This is a genomic window from Mesorhizobium sp. M2A.F.Ca.ET.046.03.2.1 (genome assembly GCF_003952425.1).
Classification (GTDB): domain Bacteria; phylum Pseudomonadota; class Alphaproteobacteria; order Rhizobiales; family Rhizobiaceae; genus Mesorhizobium.
In genome coordinates, this window is sequence record NZ_CP034449.1 from 1328801 (window position 1) to 1352868 (window position 24068).

General features: G+C 58.3%; 16 protein-coding genes and 3 pseudogenes. All 19 read right to left on the reverse strand.

The window, feature by feature from the left end; all coding sequences use genetic code 11:
* Positions 1-288: 288 nt before the first annotated feature.
* The 19 genes and pseudogenes from EJ072_RS06415 to ectB all read right to left on the reverse strand — a co-directional run bounded on the left by EJ072_RS06415 (position 289) and on the right by ectB (position 23632).
* On the reverse strand, positions 289-1095 hold the full coding sequence (locus EJ072_RS06415; protein WP_126079003.1) for an ABC transporter permease: 807 nt from the start codon (positions 1093-1095) through the stop codon (positions 289-291).
* Positions 1095-1847, reverse strand: a complete 753-nt coding sequence (locus tag EJ072_RS06420; RefSeq protein ID WP_126079004.1) for an ABC transporter permease — start codon at positions 1845-1847, stop codon at positions 1095-1097. The genes EJ072_RS06415 and EJ072_RS06420 overlap by 1 nt, the downstream gene beginning before the upstream one ends.
* 151 nt (positions 1848-1998) lie before the next feature.
* On the reverse strand, positions 1999-2781 hold the full coding sequence (locus EJ072_RS06425) for a transporter substrate-binding domain-containing protein (RefSeq protein ID WP_066993421.1): 783 nt from the start codon (positions 2779-2781) through the stop codon (positions 1999-2001).
* A gap of 40 nt (positions 2782-2821) precedes the next feature.
* Positions 2822-3640: an ABC transporter ATP-binding protein gene (locus EJ072_RS06430; protein WP_066993418.1), complete on the reverse strand. Its 819-nt coding sequence runs from the start codon at positions 3638-3640 to the stop codon at positions 2822-2824.
* A gap of 96 nt (positions 3641-3736) precedes the next feature.
* A complete protein-coding gene (gene alr, locus EJ072_RS06435; protein WP_126079005.1) occupies positions 3737-4900 on the reverse strand; it encodes an alanine racemase in 1164 nt (387 codons plus the stop codon).
* Between the two features lie 812 nt (positions 4901-5712).
* Positions 5713-6985, reverse strand: a pseudogene (locus EJ072_RS06440) (IS66 family transposase); the annotation flags it as partial.
* Positions 6986-7106: 121 nt separating this feature from the next.
* Positions 7107-7358, reverse strand: coding sequence for a transposase (gene tnpB / locus EJ072_RS06445; RefSeq protein WP_245467343.1), 252 nt, complete (start codon positions 7356-7358; stop codon positions 7107-7109).
* A gap of 599 nt (positions 7359-7957) precedes the next feature.
* Positions 7958-9184, reverse strand: a complete 1227-nt coding sequence (locus EJ072_RS06450; RefSeq protein ID WP_126083524.1) for an acetyl-CoA carboxylase biotin carboxylase subunit family protein — start codon at positions 9182-9184, stop codon at positions 7958-7960.
* Between the two features lie 361 nt (positions 9185-9545).
* Positions 9546-10505: pseudogene (locus EJ072_RS06455) on the reverse strand (IS5 family transposase); the annotation flags it as partial.
* Positions 10506-10945: 440 nt separating this feature from the next.
* Positions 10946-11947, reverse strand: coding sequence for an ABC transporter ATP-binding protein (locus EJ072_RS06460; RefSeq protein ID WP_126079007.1), 1002 nt, complete (start codon positions 11945-11947; stop codon positions 10946-10948).
* Positions 11940-12950 carry an ABC transporter ATP-binding protein gene (locus EJ072_RS06465; RefSeq protein ID WP_126079008.1) on the reverse strand — a complete coding sequence of 337 codons (1011 nt, stop codon included), beginning with the start codon at positions 12948-12950 and terminating at the stop codon, positions 11940-11942. The genes EJ072_RS06460 and EJ072_RS06465 overlap by 8 nt, the downstream gene beginning before the upstream one ends.
* Positions 12947-13876, reverse strand: a complete 930-nt coding sequence (locus EJ072_RS06470) for an ABC transporter permease (protein WP_126079009.1) — start codon at positions 13874-13876, stop codon at positions 12947-12949. The genes EJ072_RS06465 and EJ072_RS06470 overlap by 4 nt, the downstream gene beginning before the upstream one ends.
* Complete coding sequence (locus EJ072_RS06475) at positions 13873-14847, reverse strand: ABC transporter permease (RefSeq protein WP_126079010.1); 975 nt, start codon at positions 14845-14847, stop codon at positions 13873-13875. Before EJ072_RS06475 ends, EJ072_RS06470 begins: the two co-directional genes overlap by 4 nt.
* A 27-nt stretch (positions 14848-14874) precedes the next feature.
* Entirely contained in the window at positions 14875-16542 is a 1668-nt protein-coding gene (locus tag EJ072_RS06480) for an ABC transporter substrate-binding protein (protein WP_126079011.1), read from the reverse strand.
* An 81-nt stretch (positions 16543-16623) separates the two neighbouring features.
* On the reverse strand, positions 16624-18210 hold the full coding sequence (locus EJ072_RS06485; protein ID WP_245467221.1) for a CocE/NonD family hydrolase: 1587 nt from the start codon (positions 18208-18210) through the stop codon (positions 16624-16626).
* Between the two features lie 817 nt (positions 18211-19027).
* A complete protein-coding gene (locus EJ072_RS06490; RefSeq protein WP_126079012.1) occupies positions 19028-20410 on the reverse strand; it encodes a PLP-dependent aminotransferase family protein in 1383 nt (460 codons plus the stop codon).
* A gap of 114 nt (positions 20411-20524) precedes the next feature.
* Positions 20525-21253 (reverse strand): annotated as a pseudogene (locus EJ072_RS06495) (IS5 family transposase); the annotation flags it as partial.
* Between the two features lie 65 nt (positions 21254-21318).
* Positions 21319-21705 (reverse strand): ectoine synthase, encoded by a 387-nt coding sequence (locus tag EJ072_RS06500; protein WP_126079013.1) that lies wholly within the window; start codon positions 21703-21705, stop codon positions 21319-21321.
* Positions 21706-21715: 10 nt separating this feature from the next.
* A complete protein-coding gene (ectB, locus tag EJ072_RS06505) occupies positions 21716-23632 on the reverse strand; it encodes a diaminobutyrate--2-oxoglutarate transaminase (protein WP_126079014.1) in 1917 nt (638 codons plus the stop codon).
* Positions 23633-24068 lie beyond the last annotated feature (436 nt).

The window sequence follows — 24068 nt, forward strand, 5'->3', positions numbered from 1 at the left end:
TTCCGCGCATTGATGATCGGTTTCCGGTGCAATGAGGCCCCTGATATAAGGGGGTTGGAGGGGTGATTGCTTGGCTTGTTGGCCAGCTGGATGGCGTCACTAGAATTGTTCATAGCTATTGTGTACTCGTCGAAATGGCCGACGCGGCGCATCGATCGCTCTCGCTCAAAGCATTCGCTGAATCCACAACCTGGAGGTCAGTCATATTGCCGTACGGGCACATTGGAGCTTCCAATGATCGTGGATTGCGGCAGACTAACTGCCCGCCCCGCGCCCGTTCAGCCCGCGTCACCCTACTCGGACCGGGATACGCGCCTCGAGACTATTGAAAAACCACACGAGGAATCCCGTTAGGACCATGTACGCCAATGCCAGCAGGAGTAATGGCTCGTATATGACGAATGTGTCCTGACGAACCCGGAGAGCGACGGAATAGAGGTCGATAACCGTGATCGTAGCGACGAGCGGTGTCGCTTTAAGTTGGCCCACTGTTTCACCAGCCAACGTCGGCAACGCCTTATGGATTGCTAGCGGCAACCACACCCGGTGAAATAGTTTCCAACGGCTCATACCGAATGCGCGTGCGGCCTCGAGCTGGCCGCGCGGCACGCCAGCCAAAGCACCGCGCATAATCTCGCCCACATATCCTGCGAAGGACAGTGTCAAAGCGAGTACAGCGTAGGGCCACGCCTGTCGAACGACGGACCAGAGATCGGATTCGCGAATCCATGGATATTGCGGGAAGAGCGAGCCAAGCCCATAATAGAGCAACCAGATTTGCAGAAGCAATGGCGTGCCCCGAATGACGGTGCAGAAGGCTTTCGCTGGAAGACTGAGCCAAATCGGCCCCGTCACTTGTGCGAGTCCAAGCGGCACAGCTAAAACAAATCCAAAGATACTGGTCACGATCAGAATCCAGATCGTTCGCCATAAACCGACAATCGCAAGCGTGTTGTAATCGGCAAGCCAGTCCCATCGCATGAAGACAGCTGCTAAGGTGATCAAGGCGATGGCTATCGCGATCAATGCAATGCGATGTGGCGCCAACCAGGCAACCGGGCGCCAACTCGCGGAGGCAGTGGGGGAATAGGTCATCAGCGGCTCTCCGCTATCGGCGGCTGGCCGCGCCTCGCCCAATGCTCGACGCCTCCAATCAGAACGTTGGAGATCAAGGTGAGGAATAAGTAAAGCATGCCAGCGGCCATGAAGAACGTGAAGTAGGCTTTTGTAGCGCCCGCAGCCTGTCGTGTTTCGAGGGTCAGTTCGTTAAAGCCGACAACGGCCAGAAGAGCTGTGCTCTTGAATGCGACCACCCAGAGATTCGCAAGACCTGGGATTGCGAAGGGCAGCATCGCAGGCAGTGTGATGCGTCGCATCAGCAACGTAGGCGTCATACCAAAGGCTCGTCCCGCCTCGATTTGGCCTTGCGGTACCGCGAGGATCGCGCCGCGCAGCACCTCCGTTGCGTATGCACCTTGTACGAAGCCGAGCGCAACGATGCCTGCTACGGGCCCGCTGACATCGATCCGTCCGGAGCCGACAATGTCCAGGAGGCGATTGATCAGGTCCGGAACCGCGAAATAGATGAGCAGAATTAGCACGAGTTCTGGCACCGCTCGGATGAGGGTGGTGTAGACTTGAAGCAAATCGCGGAGCACATGTCCACCATAGAGCTTGCCGTATGCACCGCCAGTGCCAATAAGGAGTCCCAAGGAAAAGGCTCCGACGCCGATCTCGACTGAATTAATGAATCCGCGCAGCAGATTTCCGCCCCATCCAGGCGGCGCAGGTGCAAGCAACTCGAAAATGCCGGTCTGAGCCAGCGGCAAAAATAGATAGTCGATCATAAGCGCTTCCCTTAACAGCATTGAGAATTACCCTCACCAAAACCTGGCGTTCACTGGTGTGCGAGGAAGGACGCTGTCCTCTCTCCCGTCTGGGAGGAAAGGTGACTGGGCGTGAATTTGTCAGGAAAATTTCACCAAGGAAAAAGTGTCTTCAGCCCCCATAGATGTCGAAATCGAAATACTTCTTCGTAATCTCGTCGTACTTACCGTTTGCACGAATTCCCTTGATCGCAGCGTTGATCTTTTCCTTGAGCGCGGTGTCTCCTTTGCGCAGACCCGCCCCGACGCCCGGCGCCATAATATCAGGATCATTCGCAACCTTGCCTTTAATCTCGCAGCAAGCCTTGCCCTGTTCAGTTTTCATGAATTGATCAATGGTAAGCGGGCTGGCGAGAATGGCGTCGATCCTGCCGGCGACTAGGTCCTGATTGATCTCATCCTGTGTCTGGTACGTTTTCATTTCGGCCAACCTGTCTTTGAAATGCTTGCTTGCGTAGACTTCGGCATTGGTAGAGACTTGAATTCCGAGAATCTTGCCCTTGAGGCCTTCAGGGGTAGGATCCATCGCAACGCCCTTTGGGGCGGCAATCGTGTATCCGCTGTCACTAAAGTACTTGTCGGAGAAGTCGATCGTCTTTTTGCGCTTCTGTGTGATTGACATCCCGGCCATGATGACATCGATTTTCTTGGACGTCAGAGAAGGAATGATCCCGTCCCAAGCAACGGGGGTGACGGCGCAGTCGAATTTTGCCTCGGCGCAGATCGCGTTAATGATTTCAATCTCCCAGCCGACCCATTTTCCTGAGGCGTCCAGGGACGCGAACGGTGGGGAAGGCTCTGCAGCGATTCCAACCTTCACCTGCTCCGCTTGCGCCATCAAAGTCGATGCGCAAAGGATTGCTGCTGCTGTCAAAATTTTAGAAAGTACATTCATGATTGTTCCCCTTTACAGGTATTCGCTGGTTTTCCATTCGCTACCTTACTCTGCGGATGAACTGTTGAAGCCTCTCCGATTTCGGCGATCCGAATATTGCTTCCGGTGGCCCTTCTTCCTCGACGCGGCCCTCGTGGAGAAAGACCACGTGGGTAGCGACTTCCCGGGCAAATTTCATTTCGTGCGTGACCAGGATCATGGTGCGACCTTCACGAGCCAAACCGCCAATGACGCCGAGCACCTCGCCGATGAGTTCAGGATCGAGTGATGAAGTTGGTTCGTCGAAGAGCATGACACGTGGCTGGACCGCAAGCGCCCGAGCGATTGCGCCACGCTGCTGCTGGCCGCCTGATAGAAATGCTGGGTAAACAGTCCGTTTTTCCAGAAGCCCCACTCTTGCAAGCAGCTTCTCGGCATCAACAATCGCTGCTTTCCGGCTGACGCCGAGCACATGAACCGGCACCTCGATCACGTTTTCGAGTAGGGTCATGTGACTCCAGAGATTGAAGCTCTGAAAGACCATGCCGAGCCTGGAACGTATGCGTTCGATCTGCTTTCGGTCCGCCGGGACACTGTTCCCAGCGCCATGCCGCTTCAGGCGAATTTCCTCACCATTCACCCTGATAACACCGCTAGTCGGGTCTTCCAGGCAGTTGATACAGCGAAGTAGCGTTGATTTGCCGGAGCCGCTGCCACCGATGACCGCGACCACATCGCCGTCGCGCGCAGATAGAGAGACCCCCTTCAATACATGGAGCGCACCAAACTTCTTGTGCAGGTTCTCGACGTGGATCGCTTCGGCGGCGTCGTTGGCCACTGTATGGCGAGGGCTAGGAACAGCCCTTATAATGGCCGTCATTGCTGCCCGCTCTCCTGACCGAACATTGCTACTACTAGGAGTGACGGTGCTGTTTTGATTGCATTCATTCCGAATTCCTCTTTCTTGCCTTGGATTTCAGACATAGACACGGGGGATGTGATCTCGGAGTTGGGCATAGAGACCGATGAGGTCTGTCCCCCATTGAGCGGCGACCTCTTCCTGCGTGATTGTCTGGAGCCCTTGCTGCCCTAGCAGGAGCACTTGGTCGCCGAACCTCGCATCAGGGACGTCCGTAAGATCGATGCGCAGGTGTTCGAGATGGGCGGGAGGAAGCAAGCGCGCGCGCTGCCCCCTCACCAACGCTTCCGCCTGGACTGGGACGTGACGCGGTAGGCCATCCCCCCACCCCATACCCAAGACACCGATCGTCATTCTCGGCCGAAAACCGGGTATGTCTGGTATCCGCCCGAGAGAAGCATCGATCCGCTTGACGGAGACGAGGCATGTCGAAATGGCCTTAAGAGCCGGCCGTAGGGTGACGGGCCGCATGGGTCGATCCGTCTCAGGAAGACCGAAAAACAAGGCCCCGGGATCCACCGCATCGAGATCCATCGCGGGATACCGAAGCACGGCTGCGGTGCTCGACATCATGGTGATAGCAGGACGAGTGCCGGACGCCTCGGCCTCCCGTAGAATCCGCTGCAGGCGGGAGAATTGCTCGCTTGCAGTCGATGTGGGCAACTCACTGAGATGGGCGTAGAGTCCCTGTACTTCGACGTCGTTACAGGCGTGCGCGGCCGCGAGAAGTCGACCCATCTCCTGCGGCGTGGCCCCGGCTCTGAAGAACCCGAGGTCCGCCTTAACAAAGATGCGGGTGGTGCTCATGGCCTCACGCCAGCGCTCCAGTTCATCGACGTTGGAGACGGTCACGGTGAGCCCGAGCGCTTCAATTGTTTTCGCTGATATCGGCAGAGGACCGGGATAGAGCAGAACCGGGAGATCAATACCAATTTCGCGAATGGACATGGCATCCGGCAGCGTGGCGACAGCAAAACCGTCAGCCCCCTCTGCCGCCAGGGCGCGGGCGACGGGCCCCGCTCCACAGCCATATCCATTGCGCTTCAAGCAAGCGAAAATTTTCACCGTCCCGGGCAGATGCGCGCGCAGTTGACGATAATTGTGCCTGATCGCACCGAGATCGATTTCATACCAGCTCTCCCGGGATGCCGCGCTTTGCCGAGCGGGAGCAAATCCTCGCCATGAAGAACAATCCGTTTGAGCTTGCTCACTAGTTTGCATGTCAAACGATGAAAGGAATCCCAAAACCGGTCAATTTATTACGTTTTTGTGACACCCTATTAATTTTACTGATATAGCCCGCACTGAATCAGGAAGCTGAAAAGCGGGAAAATTGCCCGCAAATGTGCTCTGATTTTTGTGATGTTGGCACCCGATCTTGAGCTCCCCCGACGACGTTGACTCAAGGGCGATAGTTACTGCCACAGCCGAAAAGGCCGCCCTTCTGGAGGAGCGCAACGTCCGTCTGTCGTGTTTTGTCTTCATGTAGCGCCATGATGCCGCAGCATTTCACCAACCGACCGTGGTCGCCTGACGGTCAGCATCCGCACCACTTCCATTCCATTCCGTCGACCAGTGCCAGGAGCTGAGCACGATTGAGCTAACCGGTGGAGGCCGATCCGCGGCTAGCAGAACTTCGCCTTGTCCAGCTGTCGCACAAGCGATCTTCACCCAGTCGGCTCTTTGGTGCGCAAGACGTAAAGCGCGCCTTGAAACAGGTCCGAGCCAGCATCGCGCACCAAGGCCAGAAGGATGTGGGACCTTTTCTTAAATCAACGGATGACCTGGCGGCAAACCGGGATCATGCTTGACGCACCGCGCGAATAATCCTGGTCAAATTATCCTGGCCGACATCGGCGCCCGCTGAGCAGGTCATGCGCGGCGCGCCCTACTAGATCCGCGCCAGCGATCTCGAAGACGAAGGGACCAAGGCCGATTTGGCGCGCAATACTCCGCGTCGCATCCACGACGACAACCAGGAATCGCTGTTTTCCGCCATTTGAAAAGGAGGTGCATTTTGAATCAGTCTTCGTCTGTGGCCGGATGGGCGCGCTCGACGGTATTGGAGTCGATTTCGATGCGTCCGTCGGTCAGGAAGCGTTCAAGCGCGGCACGCCGGCGAGTGCACAGCGGATCGCCTCGGCGGGCTTCAATTTTCCTGACGCTTCGGCAGCTCCTTTTCCCACAGCGCAGAGAAGCGGGAAGGACGGCGGTTGATTTCTCCTGACGCGCAGCTATCCGAGCTACCTGGCACGGCCTCCTCGGCGGCCCACAGGGGGGCCATCTGCGCCACCGTCTGCGAGCCTGCCGCATGCAGTTCGTAGAACGTGCGCCGCACGTGCGACAGCACACCGCCAGCATCACACCATCATTGCCCCGATTGGATCGGGCCAGCCGGTTATAGGCGGCGTATCCGTCGACCGGCAGGATGCCGCGATAGCCGTCCAGATGGCGGGCGACACATTCGCCGGCACGACTGTCTTGGAGCGGTAGCGGCGATGGGCGGTCCGCTGTCCCCCGAACGGCCGATCATCGCGGAAACAGGTCCAGAGGTAGGCCGTCTTGGCCTTGCCCGATCCCGGCCAGCGCTGGCAGCGTGGTCTCATCGGCGAAGACCCGCTCACTCTGCTTGATGCGGGTCAGTGCATAATCGGCGAGCGGCTCGAGCTCGAAGCCCGCGCCATCTGTGACCGATTTCGACCTGATCGCGGGCATTGATCGCTTTCTGGCGATGGAGCGGCAGGCCATCGGCGTATTTCGACACCGCGATCTGGGCCATCAGCGCTTAGATCGGGTTGGCGCTTTCGACGATGCGGGCGGGTGCGGCTGCCTCGATGATGCCGTCCAGACCTTGTAGGCATATCTGGGCGACGCGTGACGATCACCCGGAACTTCGCCGGGGTGACATCAAGCCGTTCGGTTCGTGCACGTCCTCCCCGATCAGAATCCCTTCCAATCCCGGGCAACCGGCTGGCGTTTCGGGTTCAATCACCACCTTGACCCGTTCGAGATGGGCCGCAAAGCCTTTGCGCGCGCGCGGCGCGCGCCTCACTTTCGAGCTTCCCGTAGCCTTTTCCATCTGCGCTTCCACGCTGATTTCGATTTCGTCGAAGACGAGAGCATACTGCTCCTCGCTAAGCGCGCCGGTCCGCAGCCTTTCGGAGCGGCTGCTGAAGCGCGACCCCTCCAGCATCTTCACGGTTGCCGTCAGTCTGCGATCCGCTCCTCGGCGCTCTTGTTGACCAGCTCGAGATGGACCTTGCGCTCCTCCAGAAGGGCGGCCTTTTCGGCCATGGCAATAAACATCGCCTTGAGCGCGTCAACGTCATCCGGGAGCCCAAGATCGGTGCCGGCATGGCCAAATTCAGAGCATATTCGCGGGCAATTTTCCCGCGTTCAGCTTCCTGATTCATTCTGCCGCAGGGTTTTACCCAACCGATTGCGGCCGCCAGACCGTCACCGTCCGAATTCGCTTCCACTCCATTCCGTCGACCAGAGCCATGAGCTGGGCATGATTGAGCTGGACCCGTGGCCGATCCGGCCAGCAGAACTTCGCCTCGTCCAGCCGCTTGGCGTAACGACACACGCCGCTGCCGTCCACCACACGAATCTTGATCCTGTCTGCTCTTTCGCGCGGAAGACGTAAAGCCCGCCACTGATCCGCGCCGGCATCGCGCACCAGCGCCAACAGTCAGCCGCGGCTTCGCTTCCGCCGACCAGCGCCGGCGCGGACGCTGCGGGCTTGCCTCCAGCCGCTTCGGGGCCGCCTCAAGAACATGGAAACTTCTACTATCAGGCATAAGCGCAGACATAGGAATTGACACCCTGCAAGCTCCTGGGCTCCTTGCTTCAGTGTCAGTATGTCTCGCTCATCGCCGCAAGCCACGCCAGATGGGGTCAGCTTGACGCTTACTTTGGGCGACCTCGACAGCCAGGCCGAGCCGCATTCCATGCCATCGCTTCTTCCGACAGCGCCGCCGCGGGTTGCCTCCGGCCGGTTAGCAACCCCTCAAGAACATGGAGACTTCTGTCGTCAGACATAAGCCCAAAGCACGACGCGAATTGCCCGCCGCGCAGAGATTCCTCGCTCCTGGCGTTTATTGAAACTCTTATCAGTTTACTTCTGAGTTGGGTGCTATGACGAGGCTATGGAAACAAACCCTATCCCACACGCCTCAACTTTGGCATCCGGGATGAGACAATTGCACCAATGTACGGCCACGATCAGCTCTTACCATTACGCCACCTGCGGCGGCAGGTGCCAGCAGCAGATTGTTGCTATTCGGCAAGGGTCGGAAATGGTGTGATCGACCAATCGATTAAGTCGACCGCTCGCTGCAGCGTTGCCTCCGTCTGAGCATGGCTAGGTGAAGCGACGATGACATGTCCGATCGTGTCTCGGTAATCGCCTTTCCTGACGATTGGCGTTTTGGGTTGAACATAGAACTTGACCTCGGCGACACCTGACACAGCGGCTGCTCGGCTGTCGCCGCCAATCCAAGCTAGGGTGCCGTCGCGATCAGCAACAAGGAACCGCGCGGCTGCAGTCTGCAGGTCCCCCTTGCGCAGATCCCATTCGTCGCCGATCGCTAACTTGATATGTTCGGTGATTAGATCGACACCGTAAGCCAGCCGAACCAGTTGGGGATCGGGCGTGCCGGCCATTCGCGGGTTAACTTCGATCACTACTGGGCCACCCCTCGTCCACCGGAATTCAATGTTCGTTGGGCCCCAGCCAAGGTCGAGAGCTCGCAAACAGCTCAACGAAATATCGGCAATACGGTCATACTCCTCACCAGTTAGCATGGCCGGATAGGTGTACTGACGATAGACAAAATGCGGCGGAGGGCCGAAGTCACCGGCGCCAATCCCAATTACCTCATTTCCCATTATGTCAGCAGCATAGTAGGGGCCTTGTGCGAATTCCTCGACCAGTATCCTCCGCGAGGATAGCCATATGTGCTTCTCGCTCAACAGATAGGCCGTATGCTCGGCCACCTCGTCGAAGTTGCGGCACAATCGGACTCCGATACTGCCGCCGTTTACAGTTGGCTTGAGAATCACCGGCAGACCGATCTCTGCGGCAGCCCTTTCAACGTCCCTAGCATTCGCTGCCACGCGAAAGGCAGGCATCGGAACGCCTGCCTTCGCAAGAAGCTGACGTTGAGTGAATTTGTCTCGGCATCTTTCAATAGATGCGGGGTTCGGTCCAAGTAGATCGAAACGCCGGCAGAGCTCACCAACCGTCGAATAGTCCATCACTCTGCCCGTAATTCCAGCAATATGATAGGTCGCAAGTATCCGGGTACATTCGCGGATTAGCGCATTGACATCGCTTGTGTCGACGCGGATTGCCTCGATCCCTTCCGCCGCAAGATAGTCGTCGCAAGTTGGACCAGCCGAAAAGATAATTGGGTGAAGACCAAGACGCTGGGCCGCTTGGACGTATAGCAGACCACAACCCCATGGACCGCCTTCCACCAAGATGAATGCTTTCCTTCCCATTGCTTTTAATCCTCTGTTGCGAGCTGCGCGGCGGTCAGAGTGTAGATGGACCAGCTTTTTTGCCGTGCCTTCCCTCAGCCGTGCCATGAAGCTAGCATTCTCAGCGCTCTGCGGTTGCAAAGATTTCGTAAAAATTAGTGAAAGGATCTGTTGCAAGATTTGGTAGCCGGCTGTGTGATAGGAGCGTCTCGACGGGTTCTGGAGTTGCAAGGTCCAATGTCGCGAGTTGGCGGGATGCCGAGTTCCGCACGAAAAGGAGCATTGCATCTGCGGTGGCGAAGACGGTGGTTCGGATGTGACGAACGCGGGGACAATTACGATTGAGGGAACAACGAGTTCAGGAACGTGTGCGGTGGGACTGCGTGTGGCCGTCATAGGGATTGCCGGGCAGTGCTTTTGCATGCAGGGCGAACTGGCCACCCTTGGAGCGCTTCAGCGTAGTGGCCACCGACACCTTCACCCCGAACTCGTAGGGCATATGCGCCTTGACCTTGCCGATGCATTCTACCGCGTGTGCGTGCAGGCTGTGGATCTTGCGGCCGCGCTGGCGCTGGCGTTGCAACGGTGGCCGCCTGGTAGCGCGGCCATTTGAAGAGCGCATCCAGCCCCGCATCGCCGGCGATCTGGCGACCGATGTCGCGAATGGTCCGGCCGAGATAGGTCTTGAGCCTGCGCAGCGCCTTGTTCGCCCGCTTGAACTGCTTGGCGTGGGCATAGCGCTGATGGCTGATCAGCGCCAGCTTGCCGACCCGCATAGCTCTGGCGCAAATGGAGCCCCTTCCTCTTGGCCAGCCGCACCGGCCGTTCGCGCGCCCGGTGGATGAGCTTGGCGTTGGTCGGGAACATGACTTTCTTCGGCTGCACGGTCGTGTCGACGATGACCTCGCGCGTATCGGCCGGCTTCATCGCCCCGGTCTTGACCGCAAGGCTGAGGCTCTCCTGCAACCGCGCCACGATCCGCTCCTCGCCCATACGGCTGCGCCAACGCGTCATCGAGGAGCGGTCAAACGGCAGCGTATGGCAAAAGAACGTCTCGCCGGTGAGATACTGGAAGTAAGGGTTCTCCACCCAGCGCTCGCACAGCAACCTCATCCGACAGGTGGAAGGTGTGCTTGAGGATCGCCAGCCCCATCAGCCGGGTCGGCAGCGGCGGCATGCCGGGGCCGTCCGAATAGACGGCGCCGAAACGCTCCTCCAGCACCGGTGAGTCGATCGCCTGCGCCAGCCGCACCAGCTCGTGCTTCATGTTGATGATCTGATCGAGCCTGGAGCGGAACAGATCCTGCTCTCCCGTCTCGCGCTTATCGCGTGGCTTGGACATTCGCCGTCCCCTCGATTCGCCGCCGCCGAACCGAGTGAATCACGCTCCGCAGCACAAGGGAATCGCAAACCGAATTGCAGGAAACAGAGCTCATAAATCGCGAATCCCTGCAATTCCAAAGCCGCCATCCGCCTCAATCAACATGCCAGATCAATGGCTTGCGGATAGTTCACGGTCGACTTACCATGCATGCTTCAGGCGCGCCTGAAGCCCTGACAACCATTGGCAATGGCCAAACCGCCGCTGTGCACAATCCCAAATACTACTTCGCAGCGCCATTCCTTACGACGTCGGCTACTGAGTCAATATCGTGAGGCAGCGCTGGCGGGCCGCCGTGAACTTGCAAGCCTTGGATAAGCTCGATGAACCTCCCGCTCATTAGCCGATGTTGAAAGCCCGAAGGACGCGGATCCTATAGCCAATGCAGCACAAGACGGGTTTCACTGGGCGAGCCAGCACGCTGACGTGTGCTGCGGTCCCACTTCGATCGCCGGCGGCTCCTCCTCCTTGCAGCGGCCGAAGGTGCGTGGGCAACGCGGATGGAAACGGCAGCCCTTCGGAAGACGGGCGGCGCTTGGAACATCGCCCTGCAGGGCCGGCAGCTGGGGGCGATCTGAGTTGCCGCCAATCTGCGGGGTCGCGTTGCGAAGCGCGACGGTGTACGGGTGGCGGGGGTTGAATGTGATTTCGTCGGCGCTGCCGATCTCGACCACCCGCCCAAGGTAGAGGACGGCAATCCGGTCGGCGATCAACCAAGCAAGAGGCAAATCGTGGGTGATGAACAGCAGCGCCATATTGTGCTTGTCGCGCAAGTCAACCAGGACCTGAAGAATCTGTGCGCGTATCGAGACATCGAGCATCGACACAGGTTCGTCAGCGACGATGAGCTCGGGCTTCACAGCAAGCGCTCCGGCGATCACAACCCGCTGGCGCTGCCCGCCGGAGAGTTCATGTGGAAAGCGGACGAAGAAATCACTGGGAGGATTGAGCCCGGCGGACGCTAGAGCTTCGCTCACCCGCTCTGCGAGTTGGGTGGCGTTAACGACCAGCCGCAGTGAACGTAACGGCTCTGCCACAATATCGAACACAGTGTGTCGCGGGTTCAACGCCTGATATGCATCCTGAAAGATCATCTGCACGCGATGCCGATAAGGACGAAGGGCTGAGGCGCCTTGAACCGACGTCATGTCGCGGCCTTTGAACAACAACCTGCCGCCTGTTGGTTGAGCAAGCTTGGTAATGACGCGGCCCACCGTCGTCTTGCCACTTCCCGATTCTCCGACTAGGGCGACGATCTCCCCCCGTCCGATGTCGAGGTCGATCCCGTCGACCGCTCGCACGGCGCCGGCAGGTCGACCCAGGAAACAGTCGAATAGCCCGCTCTGGATAGGAAAATGGACCTGGAGGCTCTCGAGACGCAGGATGTCGGCGGTTTCAGGCATGAGCTGCAACCTTCTCTTCTTGCGGCAAGGACCGGTGAAGGTGACAGGCCACACGTCCCTGTCCGCACTCATCGAAACTAGGGATGACCGTCGCGCAAACCCCCATAGCCGACGGGCAACGCGGATGGAAAGCGCAGCCTGACGGCCGATTCATCAAGTTGGGGGGATCACCGGGTATTGGCCGAATGATCTTTTTGCCATTCGCCGGGTTCGGAATCGAGTCGATCAACAGCCTGGTGTAGGGATGCTTCGGCTTGGCGAAGATCTCGGCGACAGCGCCGTCCTCGACGATCCGGCCCGCATACATGATCATCACGCGATCACAAGTCTCGGCCACCACAGAAAGATCGTGGGTGATCAAAATGAGGGCAAGGTTAAGCCGGGATCGCAAGTCACCCAGCAATTTGAGGATCTGAGCCTGTGTAATAACATCCAGGGCTGTCGTAGGCTCGTCGCCGATAATGATTGAGGGGCGACACGCGAGGGCCATGGCGATCATCACTCTTTGTCGCATTCCGCCCGACAATTCGTGCGGATAGGCGGAACCGCGATCGGCCGGAATGCCGACGAGTTCGAGCAGCTCTCTTGCCCGCGCGATTGCTTCGCCACGCGACATGCCAAGCTTCAGCATGCATGGCTCGGCAATCTGCTTGATGATGCGGTGAACGGGATTAAGCGCATTCATCGCGCCCTGGAAGACCACAGACGTTTCACTCCAGCGATGTGGCCGCATCGCCGCGTCGTTGTCGATCGGCAGTCGGCTACCGCGATAGCGCACCTCGCCCTTGCCGACCCGTGCGTTGGGAGACAGCAGGCCGGCGATCGCCATTGCGGTCGTGGTCTTGCCACTGCCTGATTCACCGACCAGCGCCACGGCCTCGCCGGCGCGGAGCGCGAAGGTCACATTGTCGATCGCTCGCAATGAAACGCCCTTGAGCCCATAGTCGACAGCGAGACCGTCGATTTCCAGAAGCGATACCCTGTCCCGGGAGGGGCTTGTCATGGAATCACCCTGCGGCGTGGATTGAATGTGTCGTCGAGGGCATTGCCAATCAGGACGAAGCTAAGCGAAACCGTGAGCGCGCATAGCCCGGGCGCGCCGAGGTACCACCAGGCTCCAGCACTGGCCGCACCGGCGCGCTGTGCGAGCGAAAGCAGGGTGCCCCATGAAGGCTGCAACGGATCGCCAAGCCCTAGGAACGAAAGCGATGTCTCAACGTAAATTGCGCCGGCGACGACCAGAGCACCATTGGCTGCGATTTGCGGCACGAGATTTGGGAGGATGTGCCGCAGCATGATGCTGAGGTTGCTGCTGCCCGCAACGCGCGCGCGATCAACGAATGTTCGCTCCTTAAGCGACAGTGTCTGGCTGCGAACGATACGTGCGACGAACGCCCAGCTTGTCATGCCGATAACGACAATGATTACGAAAATAGAAGGACGGAAACCGAGGATTTCACCGCGCCCCATTACTTCGAGAAGCACGGGTGTGATGACCAGCGCCAGCACGAAGGAGGGAACTACAAAAAAGAAATCGGTCAAGCGCATCAGCCAGACGTCGACCCAGCCGCCAAAGTAACCCGCGGTCATTCCGACCGTAGTCCCGACGATGAGGCTAATCACGGTCGCCAGCAGCGCGATCGTAAGCGAGATCCGGGCACCATGGACGACCAGATTGAGTACGTCCCGCCCGACTTCGTCTGTCCCCAGCAGATGCTGGCTTGATGGCGATGCGAGGAAGTCACCAGCTGCGGTGGCTACGGTCTCAAGCGGGCCAACGAGGATATTGGGCACAGAAGCCAGCACAAGGAAGAACAACAAACAAGAAAGGCCAAGCCTAGCCCCACCATAGCCAAGAAATTGGCGCAGAAAATCTTTGATGACCAGGGCCCGGCTACGCGGAGAATATTTGACAATATTTTCGCTCATTGCCGGACTCGCGGATCAAGAAGGCCGTAAGCAAGATCAGCTACGAGGTTCGCAACAACGATCGATGCACCAAGCAACAGGAATATGCCTTGAAGGACTGGGTAATCCCGCGCATTGAGCGCCTCCACAGTCAGCCCGCCGATCCCTGGCCAGGCGAACACGGCTTCGACTGTGATGGCGCCGGCAACCACATAGCCAAGATTGAGGGTAATCAGCGTTACGACTGGCAGCATAGCATTACGAAATGCATGACGTATCAGCATCTGACCATTGGAGAGTCCCTTGGCCCGGGCAGTGACCATGTAATCCTCTGTGACGACGTCGCTCATTGCAGCACGAGCGACAACGACGTATTGGCCGATGAGTCCAAGGGTCACCGCCGTGACCGGAAGGGCGAGATGCCGCATGTAATCGAGCAGCCCATCAAGGGAACCGCTGACAGCGCCAGGCGAATGTGCACCATAGCCCGGGAACCAACCCAACGCCGTGCTGAAGATCACAACCAGGATCATGCCGAGCCAGAAAGATGGCGTAGAATAGAGCGCCAAGGAAGCTCCCGTAGCGATATGGTCAACGGCTCCTCCTCTGCGCCAGCCCGCATATATGCCAAGCACAACTCCGCATAAAATGGCGAGCAATTGGGCTAGACCAACCAGGGCGACGGTGGCCGGCAAGCGCTCCAAAATCAGGTCAGAGACTTGCCTACCCCTGAACTTGAAACTGTAGCCCAAATCGCCGTGGAGAGTCGCCGTCAAGTAGTCGACCATCTGGTCCGGAAACAGCGGCCGATTGAGCCCCCAATTCTGGCGCTGCGCCTCCATCTGCTCAGCGGTGACGCTGGTGCGGGCCCCGCCGAGCAAGAGCGATGCAGGGTCGCCAGGAATGACTCTGAATAGGATGAAATTCAGGGTCGCCACCATCAAGAGCGTCACAATCGCCCTGAGGAAAATCCGTCCGAGGCGCCGGCTCATCGGGTCTCGCTTTCCATCAGCGCCATCTTAGAGTGGCTTCACCCGATCGAGTGGAAAGTAGCTCCACATGGACAAGGCGTCCTGGGTCCCCCAACCTTCGAAGCAGTCCTTCCTATAGGCGTCGAGGACGAAGGGGTAACAAAGAATAATATAGGGCGCTTCGGTGTAAATCAGGCGCGCCGCCTGATCGACCAGCTCCCGGCTCTTTTTTAGGTCGACGGTATGTTCGACTTCAGACAACAGCTTGTCGAATTTGTCATTTTTCCAATACGATCTGTTGTCCTGGCCGATTGCCTTGCTGCTACCTAAGACGAGGAGGTCTTGGGGTGAAGGTGTCAACCAGTTCGAGGCGACCAGCACATCCCAACCGCCGCCACCCTTCGCCGGCGCCGCCGTCTTGGCATTAAGCGCACCAGAGTCGAACTGGGTGACCGATACGGGAATGCCAATTTGTCCGAGCCAGCCAACGACGAGTTGTACGGCCGAAGGCGGTATCGCGACCGAGTTCGCACCTGATCCGGTAATCAGCGACAGCTGGAAGCTGTTTCCATCCTTGTCCTCCCGGACGCCGTCGCCGTTGATGTCCCGATAGCCCGCAGCATCGAGCCGGCGATTAGCCTCGGCGAGATCAAAGTGACGCCTGATGTCGCCCAAGTCCGAGTAGTAATCGGTCGCCACCGGCATGGCCAGTCCAACGCCGGGATCGGCATGCCTGCGGAAGGCTCGATCCACCATGGTCTTCTGATCGATCGCGTAGCCGATCGCATCGCGAAACGCCCGATCCTGCAGGGCCTTTGTACTACCGGCCCCGTCTCCGGATGCGGTGTTGAAAGCCAGGTAAATGCGCTGCTCGATGCGCTGCTGACCGACCACGATGGCGGGATCCTCCGAGAGGTCGGCCCATTGGGCTGCCGTCAGATACACACCATAATCGATATCTCCGCTCTTCAGACTCTGCGCGATCGGATCAGCCGTATCGAAGAAATGGAAGACCATGCCGGCCGCCGCCGGCGGCCCCGCGCGGAAGTACTTGTTCGGCACGAGCCGGGCAAACTGCCCCTGCTGAAACTCAGAGACGATCATGGGCCCCGTGCCCACCAGCGGCGGGGAATTGCGAAACTTGCCGCGCGCATCCGCATGGCTGATGTCTTTCCAGATGTGCTCTGGGACTATCATATTAAAGTTGGCAACTGGCCAACGAGTGGGAGCCTTGGTCACGATTTGCAAAGTCTCGTCATCGAGAGCCGTGATGGACTCGACTTGCTCTACGCCGGTAGTGTTGTTCCAGCCGATGCTCAGCTCGTCGGGCGTGCCCAGGGAGTCACGCAGATAGTTGTAGGTGAATGCGGCGTCTCTTGCGGTGGCAGGCTGGCCGTCTGACCACTTCATGCCAGGCCAGATCTTGAACGTCCAGGTGAGGTTGTCGTCGGCAACGGACCACTCTTTGGCAAATCCCTTCCGATCGGGATGGCGCTGGGCGTCCACACCGACCAGAAAGTCATAGGTGAAGGCCGTCGGCCAGAACGAACTCCAGGTGGCAAAGGGGTTCATCGTGTCGGGCGAAACGGTTGCGCCCATGCGCACGGTGTGATTGCCGCATGTAGATGCGGCAAATGCCGTTGAGCGCATAATCCAGGGCGCAGCTGATACAGCCAGCATTGCCTTCATGACGGCTCGGCGGTGCGATTTATTCATACTATCCTCCCTCGGGAACTTAATTCCGCTTCTGTTATTCTACGGCAAGTTATGTGGCGCCTGGTGCGCTGGATCGAAGGATCACGGAATGGGCAGCCCCCCAGGCACGAATTCAGTTCCTTTTCGAAAGGGTTGAGCTCGCAAGGAGCTGTATTCAGGCGCGGGCGCTTGGGCCACCGCGCCCATAACAACGGGAAGGAGAATTTTCGACGGGTATCTCTCCGAATGATAAATCCTGTTGATGGACGGAGCGCCGGCGGGAATGCTGCCGAAATTGGGATGCGGGATGGGATTTGGAGCACCGAGGGTTAGTTCGAGGCTGTGCCCTTGCCGGACAACGTGAGCGATCGGTGCCAGCAATGACATCCGTAATTCGTAGATTTCACCTGGGACGAGTTTCTCGAACTTGCGAAATAGATGAACTACTTCGTCCGCAGAGCTCCGCGCGTCGTCTATTGCGCGGAGCGAAGCGCGCAGCAGGCCCGATTGAAGGAAAAGTACGTTGCCATCAGCATCGATGTCTTTCAACGTCAATTCCAGGTCGGCATCATCCCCATTGTCGATGCTGAGATAGAGCGTTATTTCTGGGTTTCCAAGCAGCGTCATATCTGAGACGGCTGCGGCCGTCCGGTAGTTCAAAACACCTTCCTTATATGGCTGAATCGCGAATTGCTGATTGCTTCCGTAGAGTTCTGTTCCCGCTGGGTAGAGGTAGGCGCGAGAGCCCTCGTTCGAGCTGGCAACAGGCTTCTCAGGCGAGATCCAAGCGTCGGTGGTGAGATAATAGGGACGGCGCTCAACCTTCGGTTCTGGCCAGGTCTTGTGCCTCGTAACCCAACCCGCAACCGACTTCTTAGGATCTCCATTGGGCTGGCGGACCTCCCAATATACGGTCACCGGCGAGTCGTCCTCTATTCCATTCTCGACACCTTTCACCCAACGGTCTAGGAATTTCATTCGCTCCTCGTCTACTAGGCTATAGCCGTTCGGCCCAGGTCCGCCAATCATGTGATCACCGTTCATCAGGACAAGCTTCTTGTGCTCAACGTTCGGCATCAATTCGGTAAATACCCGAGCACTTTCCCTAACTGCACAGCCGTAGGTGTCTTGCCACGAAGCAATAATCATGGTGGGCACAGCGACCTTGCCGGCGATCTCATCACGGGCCAGAAAGATCGAATCCCACCATTCATCCTTTAGTGGGTGCTTTCGAACCTCGTCAAAGAACTGTCGCTTGACGACCTGCCTGTCGCTCCCACGAATTGCAGCACATTCAGTATCGCCCGCGCTGATACGGCCCTCCGCCCCGCTAACCTGGGTGATGAATTCACTGTTGAGCGACCATCCAGCAGTTATGTCGAGTTGGAGCATTCCGCCCAGGTATATCCAGTCCTCGTACCCGTCTTCGACGCCAGTCGGCACGATCGCCTTCAAATGAGGAGGCCGTTCTGCTGCGACCCAGAACTGAACCGTACCGCCAGATGAATTGCCAATCATCCCAACATTGCCGTCGCTCCAAGGCTGTCTAGCAATCCATTCGACCACTTCGGCGCCATAAACCCCTTCCTTGCGGTCCATCCAATTGTCGATGATACCTTCAGAACAACCGGTCGCAGGAAAGTTGGCGCCAACGAAAGCGTAGCCAGCTTCAAGAAAAGGCTTTGCCACGTCGAAGGCGGCGAAACTCGCCGCGTATGGGGAGTACCAGAAAACGCTCGGGCAGTGATTAGAGAGCCAAGCTTTTTGTAATAGCAAATATAAGCGATGCGCGTTCCGTCGGCCATGGGCACGTAGCCGATATCGCGCACCACTTCAGTTCCATTAAGATCGGCGTTGATTATCATCTGCTGATCTATCTCCCACCGTCTCCATCGCTTATAGCTACGCAATAACAGACCACACTTACTCTTTACGACACAACGTCACCGAGGTTGTTATTGGGAGCCTCAACGAGTGGAGCTACCGTAGAATAAACAGAACTGTTTCCGTATCTGACACCGCAGGACCCAACCTCATTGACATGCAGGCTAGCACATAATTGTTTCGTTTCAATATCAATATCGTATCATGACAATATTCTGCATGGTTGCAATGACTACTGAGGCACCTGCAGGAATGGCAGATCGCATAGAGCGGCTCATCAGGCAGGATCAGGGGCTGGGCCCGCCGTCAACTGCGGGTGCATCTTTCATAGTCGGGTGTCTTCGGTTGGCGAATGCGGGCTAGCGGCGATCCAGCCAGCGCGGCACCACAACGAGAAAAAATGGAAAGCGCGATGAGACAGTGGGCACTAGCGTTCCCATCGCGTTAGAGAAGCTTGTGCCCTGCAATGCGGAGGGAACTAAGTCATGTCATCAGGAAACAATCTCATGACAAGATTACTGATCGCTCAATTTCGGGCAATCTGTTGTATGTGCATGCTGTTATCACAAAACTTCTGGACACCCTTGGTCTGGCCTGAGGGCAGCCTTTTGGGCGACATGTATTAAATGGCCAACAGAAGATGCTCAGGATCGCCAAACAGCAGCTTAACGACGCCAAGCCCGGCGCGTAGTTCCCCCTCGGCGGTCGAGCCCAGCGAGATGCGCACTGCCGGCCGCCAAGGCTCCTGCGAAATGCGAAACGACGCGCCGGGCGCGATCGCCACGCCATGCAGGCGGGCCTGCGAGACGAAACTTTCCTCGGCGCGGTCGCCGGGCAGCTGCAGCCACAGATGCAATCCGTCACGATGGACACGATAGTCGACCCCGGCAAGCACCTGGGCGGCAATCTCCTGCCGCCACCGCAGCGCCGAACGTTGCCATCGCACGAGTTCCATCGCCGTGCCGTCGGTCACCCATTTTGTGGCGATCTCCGCCACCATCGGCGTCGCCATCCAGTTCGAGACGAGATGCCGGTTGGCAGCGGCCGCAACATAGCGGTCGGGCGCCGCGAGATAGCCGATGCGCAGGCCGGGCACGGTAATCTTGGTGAAGGAGGTGACGTAGAGCGTGCGCTCCGGCGCGAAAGCCGCGACCGGCGGCGGCCGGTCCTCGACCAGGGGTCCCAGCACATCGTTCTCGATGATGGCGATGTCATGCTTACGCGCGACAGCGGCGATCTCTTCGCGCCGACGTGCGTCCATCAGCGTCGCCGTCGGGTTGATCACCGAAGGTTGTACGAACACCGCGCGAATGTCGGTAAGCTGGCAGGCCTCGTCGAGCGCTTCCGGTATCAGGCCGTTGCCGTCGATCGGCAGGCCTTCGAGGTTGAAGCCGAGATAACGCGCCAGTGGCACCAGCGTGTGGTGGCCAATTGCTTCGGTGGCGACGGTTGAGCCGGGCGGCGCGACGCTCATCAGTGCCACCGTCATCCCGGCCGTGGCCCCGTTGGTCAGGCTGATATTCTGCGCCGAGACATCCAGCCCGCACAGTTTCAGCCAGTCCACCGCCACCGCACGGTGGCGCGGAAACACCATGTTGGGCCGGAACGACAGCGCCGAACTGGACGGGAGGTTTTCGGCGAGCCAACCCAAGGCCTGCTTCAGCCGCTCCAGATGCATCGGCTCGCAGACCGGCTTCAGGATGGAGAGGTCGATGACTTCGCCGAGGCGCTCCGGCAAATAGGGCGGCTCCGGTTCGCGGCGCTGCGTCTGCACGAAACTGCCGCGGCCGATCTCGCCGGAGACCAGGCCCCGGCGAATCAGTTCCTCATAGGCGCGGCTGACGGTCTGCACCGAAAGTTTCAAATCATCGGCGAGGCGGCGATGCGTCGGCAGTTGCTCGCCATTGGCCAGCCGTCCGTCATGGATGGCGCGCGCGAACTGGTCGGCGAGCGATTGATAGGCCGGCCGCCGGATGAGCGCAGGATCTGGACGCCACAATGTCATGAGTTATTAGAGATCGAAATCAGTGCAATTGACAATCGAAATAATGCACGCCATGTTGGATCGTCGACCGTTGCGCGGTGCATCACACTGGGCGCCGACAAGGCCTATGACGTGCGAGAGCGCATCACGCTCGCCTGTGCCCGTGGCCTGGGTAATGCTACCATCGATCGCAAGCTCATGACGGTTCTCCATCAGCGCATTCCCCATTTCACAGAGCCTCGCCGGCTGCCCGTCGCCCTTCTTGTAGAGCCGCGCCTGCGGGTCGCTCGTGCTCTGATGTGTGTCATTGGAGCGCTTCTCCTTATGAAAGCCGCGCTCGGCGTTGCGACCCGCTCCATCCGGGTCGTCTCCGTCCTTACGACGGAAGCTCTTGATCGAAGCCCAGGCCTCGATCAGCGTCCCGTCCACCGAGAAGTGATCCGACGACAAAAGCCGCTTCACCCGTGGCTGAGCAAGCACCGCGCGCAGAAACTTTGCTGCAATCTCACCTTCCAGCAGCCGATCCCGGTTCTTGGTAAAGCTCGAATGATCCCAGGCCTGCTCATCAACGCCGAGCCCCACGAACCATCGGAACAGAAGGTCAAATTCCATCCGCTCCATCAATTGACGCTCCGAGCGAATGCCATAGAAGGCCTGCAACAGCATCGCGCGCAGCAACCGTTCCGGCGCGATCGACGGGCGGCCGAGTCCGGGCGGATAAAGCACCGCAAAATCGCCGTCCATCTCCACAAGAGCCGCGTTCACGATCTCCCGTATCACCCGTAGCGGTTGGTCTCGTCGAACACGCGCCTCAAGGTCGACATACGAAAACAGCGAGCCTGTCCGTTCGTCTGAGCCGCGCATCCACAAATCCCCAAATCACCCGGGAAGCAGTGAATCACGATCCAAACAACCGCGCGGGCACTTCTTCAACAGCCTGCTAGAGGATACGCGCCTGTGTCATCATGCACCTCCCCGCCGGCCAAGGGAGGGACAAAGACACAGGCCAATACCATTTCGGTCTCGGCACACAGCAGATGAGGGTCATTCTTGTCGAGAGCGTAAATTATACCAGCTCGCACGAGATGGACCTGATGTGTCTGTGAATTCTCGATGGAACCCCTTCCAGAGATGCAGTAAACCGCCTCAAGGTGGTTCCGATAGTGCATATTCAACCGGGCGCCCGGATGCATCGTCGTGATATGGAAGGAAAAGCCCATCCCATCGTTCTGGAGGAGCAACCGCACGCTTTCCCAGCTCGCCGTCTGGACCCGCCTGGCTGTCAGTTTCTCCTCATTCAAATCCCTGACGATCATGATTCACCTCTTATGCCTTGTGTTGCGCTACCGTCTTCACTGGTCTGCCCATCACGCGATCGATAACGTCCTCGAGGATGTCGATGCCTTGGTTAAGCTGATCCTCCTCAATGACGAGAGGTGGCAGACACTTTACGACCTCGTCTTTGGGACCAGCGGCCTCGAGAACAAGACCATTCTGAAAGGCGGCGTTGATGACCTGACCGGCAACTTCGCCAGACTTTAAATCGATGCCTCGCATCATACCACGACCTTTGGCTGACACTCGATCTGGGGCGTATTTTTGTGCGATATGATCAAGGCGACTCTTCAGCAGATTGCCCTTTTTCCTGACCGACGCTGCCAAGTTGTCCGTTCGCCAGAAATGCTCTAGGGCTGCCCGCGCGGTGACGAAAGCATGGCAGTTGCCGCGGAACGTCCCGGTGTGCTCTCCCGGCTGCCACAGATCTAGTACTCGATCGATCAGGACGACAGCCATAGGCAAACCATACCCCGATATCGATTTGGCCATCGTAATGACGTCTGGACGGAGCCCCGATTCTTCGAAGCTGAAGAATGCATCGGTCCGGCCAACACCCGCCTGAATGTCATCGACGATCAGCAGAGCTCCGTGTCTGCGCGCACTGGCCGCGACTTTTTGGAGCCACTCGGCGCCCGCGACATTTAGGCCGCCTTCGCCCTGAACTGTCTCGACAATCACCGCAGCCGGCGCGTCCACACCGCCTGAGGGATCCGAGAGCAGGTGATCAAGGTAGTCGGCGGTGTCTACAGTGGACCCAAGATACCCGTCATAGGGTAGCCGCGTGACGCCGCCAAGCAACTGGCCGGCGGCGGCGCGGTGGTATCTGTTGCCGGTGCAGGAGAGAGCGCCAAGGCTCAGGCCATGAAAGCCATTGGTAAAAGCTATGATGTTGGACCGACCAGTAATCTTGCGGGCTAACTTGAGGGCAGCCTCCACCGCGTTAGCGCCGGTTGGGCCGGGAAACTGAACGACGTAGTCGAGCTGTCGCGGTCTGAGAATCGTCTCATCCAATTCCCGCAAGAAAGACTCCTTGGCTTCACTATAGAGATCGAGACTATGCGTGACGCCGTCGCCCGCAATGTAATCTGCGAGCGCGCTCTTCAGCTCAGGAGGATTGTGACCATAGTTTAGACTTGAGCACCCCATCAGAAAATCCAGATAGACCGTTCCATCGCGCGCAAACAACTGAGCCCCCCGCGCTCTCACGAAAACTGCAGGAGCGCGACGGGAGTAGCTCCGCACTTGAGACTCAAGATGGTGGAAAATCGCGAATTCGCCCCCGCGATCAAATGCACTACGGTCACTCATCGTTGCCTCCTTATTTGCGTCTTGGCTTGGCAGGTCGGCGGGCATGGCCGTAATAGGGAGGATGGAGCGTACGATCGGGCCGATGGCAATTGTATACTCGCTCTCGCGCTGTCCCTTAAAATCGACGTCGCAGTCGAAGCGCGCGGCCGTCCGGATTGGCGCGCGCAGATCCCGAGCCACACTTGCAAAGAACAACTTGGAAGGCCTGTTGCTGAGCGTCACGGTGGCCTCAACGTGGGTCACGCTCTCGCACGATAGCCTGTTCAGAGCTGAGATGATCAGCCCTTTCCCCACGCCTATGCTGCGTACCTTAGGATGCACGGCAATCTGCCAAATGAAGAGTGTCGATGGCTCTCGTGGCGGTCGATAGGCCGCCAGCCACCCAACCACCTCACCAGCTCGCTCTGCGAGCACGCAGGTGTCCGCAAAATCAGTGCAGAGCAGGAGCTCGCAGTAAAGCGAGTTCCGGTCCAGCTGCGGGCAGAGCGCGATGAGATCCCAGACATCGACTGCATGATTGTCCGTTGGCTGTCGGAATGTCACTCCCGCCAACCGGCCGCCGGATCGTAAAGAGATCTTCTGGGGATCACTGACCATCGGAACTCCTCCGGGCGAATGCCATTTTTCAGTGTTACGTCAGTTGGCACAGAGATGCTGCTAGAGCCAGCTGCGTTACACGCCACGTTAGTGAAGAGTCGCTTCTCATTGCAGCAGTCCGTTTTTTCTGAAATCTGCAGCGACTGTGGGATAGCACTCGCGAACACGCTTGTGGGTAAAATTTTTGTAAAATCGTCTTTGCACATGCTCACCGCTGGAACTTTGAGAAGCACTCCTGCGGGATATCTCAGCTTTGTTGGGCTTGGATGGGCAGTTACTCGGGATCTCTTGCAAACAATGTTCGAAGTGCTGCAAAGCTCTGAATAGAGGCCGAGCGACCGCTTTGCGTATTGCCTGGCCTGCTTGAGCTGCTAAACGGCCACCAAAGCGATCCGGCCCGAAGTTGCATCAGCCCACCGCAAGGTGGTCGGGCCAA

Excerpts from the sequence above, each read along its gene's own strand:
- EJ072_RS06450 (WP_126083524.1), bottom strand. The coding sequence starts at position 9,184 with ATGGGAAGGAAAGCATTCATCTTGGTGGAAGGCGGTCCATGGGGTTGT.
- EJ072_RS06480 (WP_126079011.1), bottom strand. The coding sequence starts at position 16,542 with ATGAATAAATCGCACCGCCGAGCCGTCATGAAGGCAATGCTGGCTGTA.
- EJ072_RS06420 (WP_126079004.1), bottom strand. The coding sequence starts at position 1,847 with ATGATCGACTATCTATTTTTGCCGCTGGCTCAGACCGGCATTTTCGAG.
- EJ072_RS06430 (WP_066993418.1), bottom strand. The coding sequence starts at position 3,640 with ATGACGGCCATTATAAGGGCTGTTCCTAGCCCTCGCCATACAGTGGCC.
- EJ072_RS06500 (WP_126079013.1), bottom strand. The coding sequence starts at position 21,705 with ATGATCGTCAGGGATTTGAATGAGGAGAAACTGACAGCCAGGCGGGTC.
- alr (WP_126079005.1), bottom strand. The coding sequence starts at position 4,900 with ATGCAAACTAGTGAGCAAGCTCAAACGGATTGTTCTTCATGGCGAGGA.
- ectB (WP_126079014.1), bottom strand. The coding sequence starts at position 23,632 with ATGGTCAGTGATCCCCAGAAGATCTCTTTACGATCCGGCGGCCGGTTG.
- EJ072_RS06490 (WP_126079012.1), bottom strand. The coding sequence starts at position 20,410 with ATGACATTGTGGCGTCCAGATCCTGCGCTCATCCGGCGGCCGGCCTAT.
- EJ072_RS06425 (WP_066993421.1), bottom strand. The coding sequence starts at position 2,781 with ATGAATGTACTTTCTAAAATTTTGACAGCAGCAGCAATCCTTTGCGCA.
- EJ072_RS06465 (WP_126079008.1), bottom strand. The coding sequence starts at position 12,950 with ATGACAAGCCCCTCCCGGGACAGGGTATCGCTTCTGGAAATCGACGGT.
- EJ072_RS06475 (WP_126079010.1), bottom strand. The coding sequence starts at position 14,847 with ATGAGCCGGCGCCTCGGACGGATTTTCCTCAGGGCGATTGTGACGCTC.
- EJ072_RS06470 (WP_126079009.1), bottom strand. The coding sequence starts at position 13,876 with ATGAGCGAAAATATTGTCAAATATTCTCCGCGTAGCCGGGCCCTGGTC.
- EJ072_RS06460 (WP_126079007.1), bottom strand. The coding sequence starts at position 11,947 with ATGCCTGAAACCGCCGACATCCTGCGTCTCGAGAGCCTCCAGGTCCAT.
- EJ072_RS06415 (WP_126079003.1), bottom strand. The coding sequence starts at position 1,095 with ATGACCTATTCCCCCACTGCCTCCGCGAGTTGGCGCCCGGTTGCCTGG.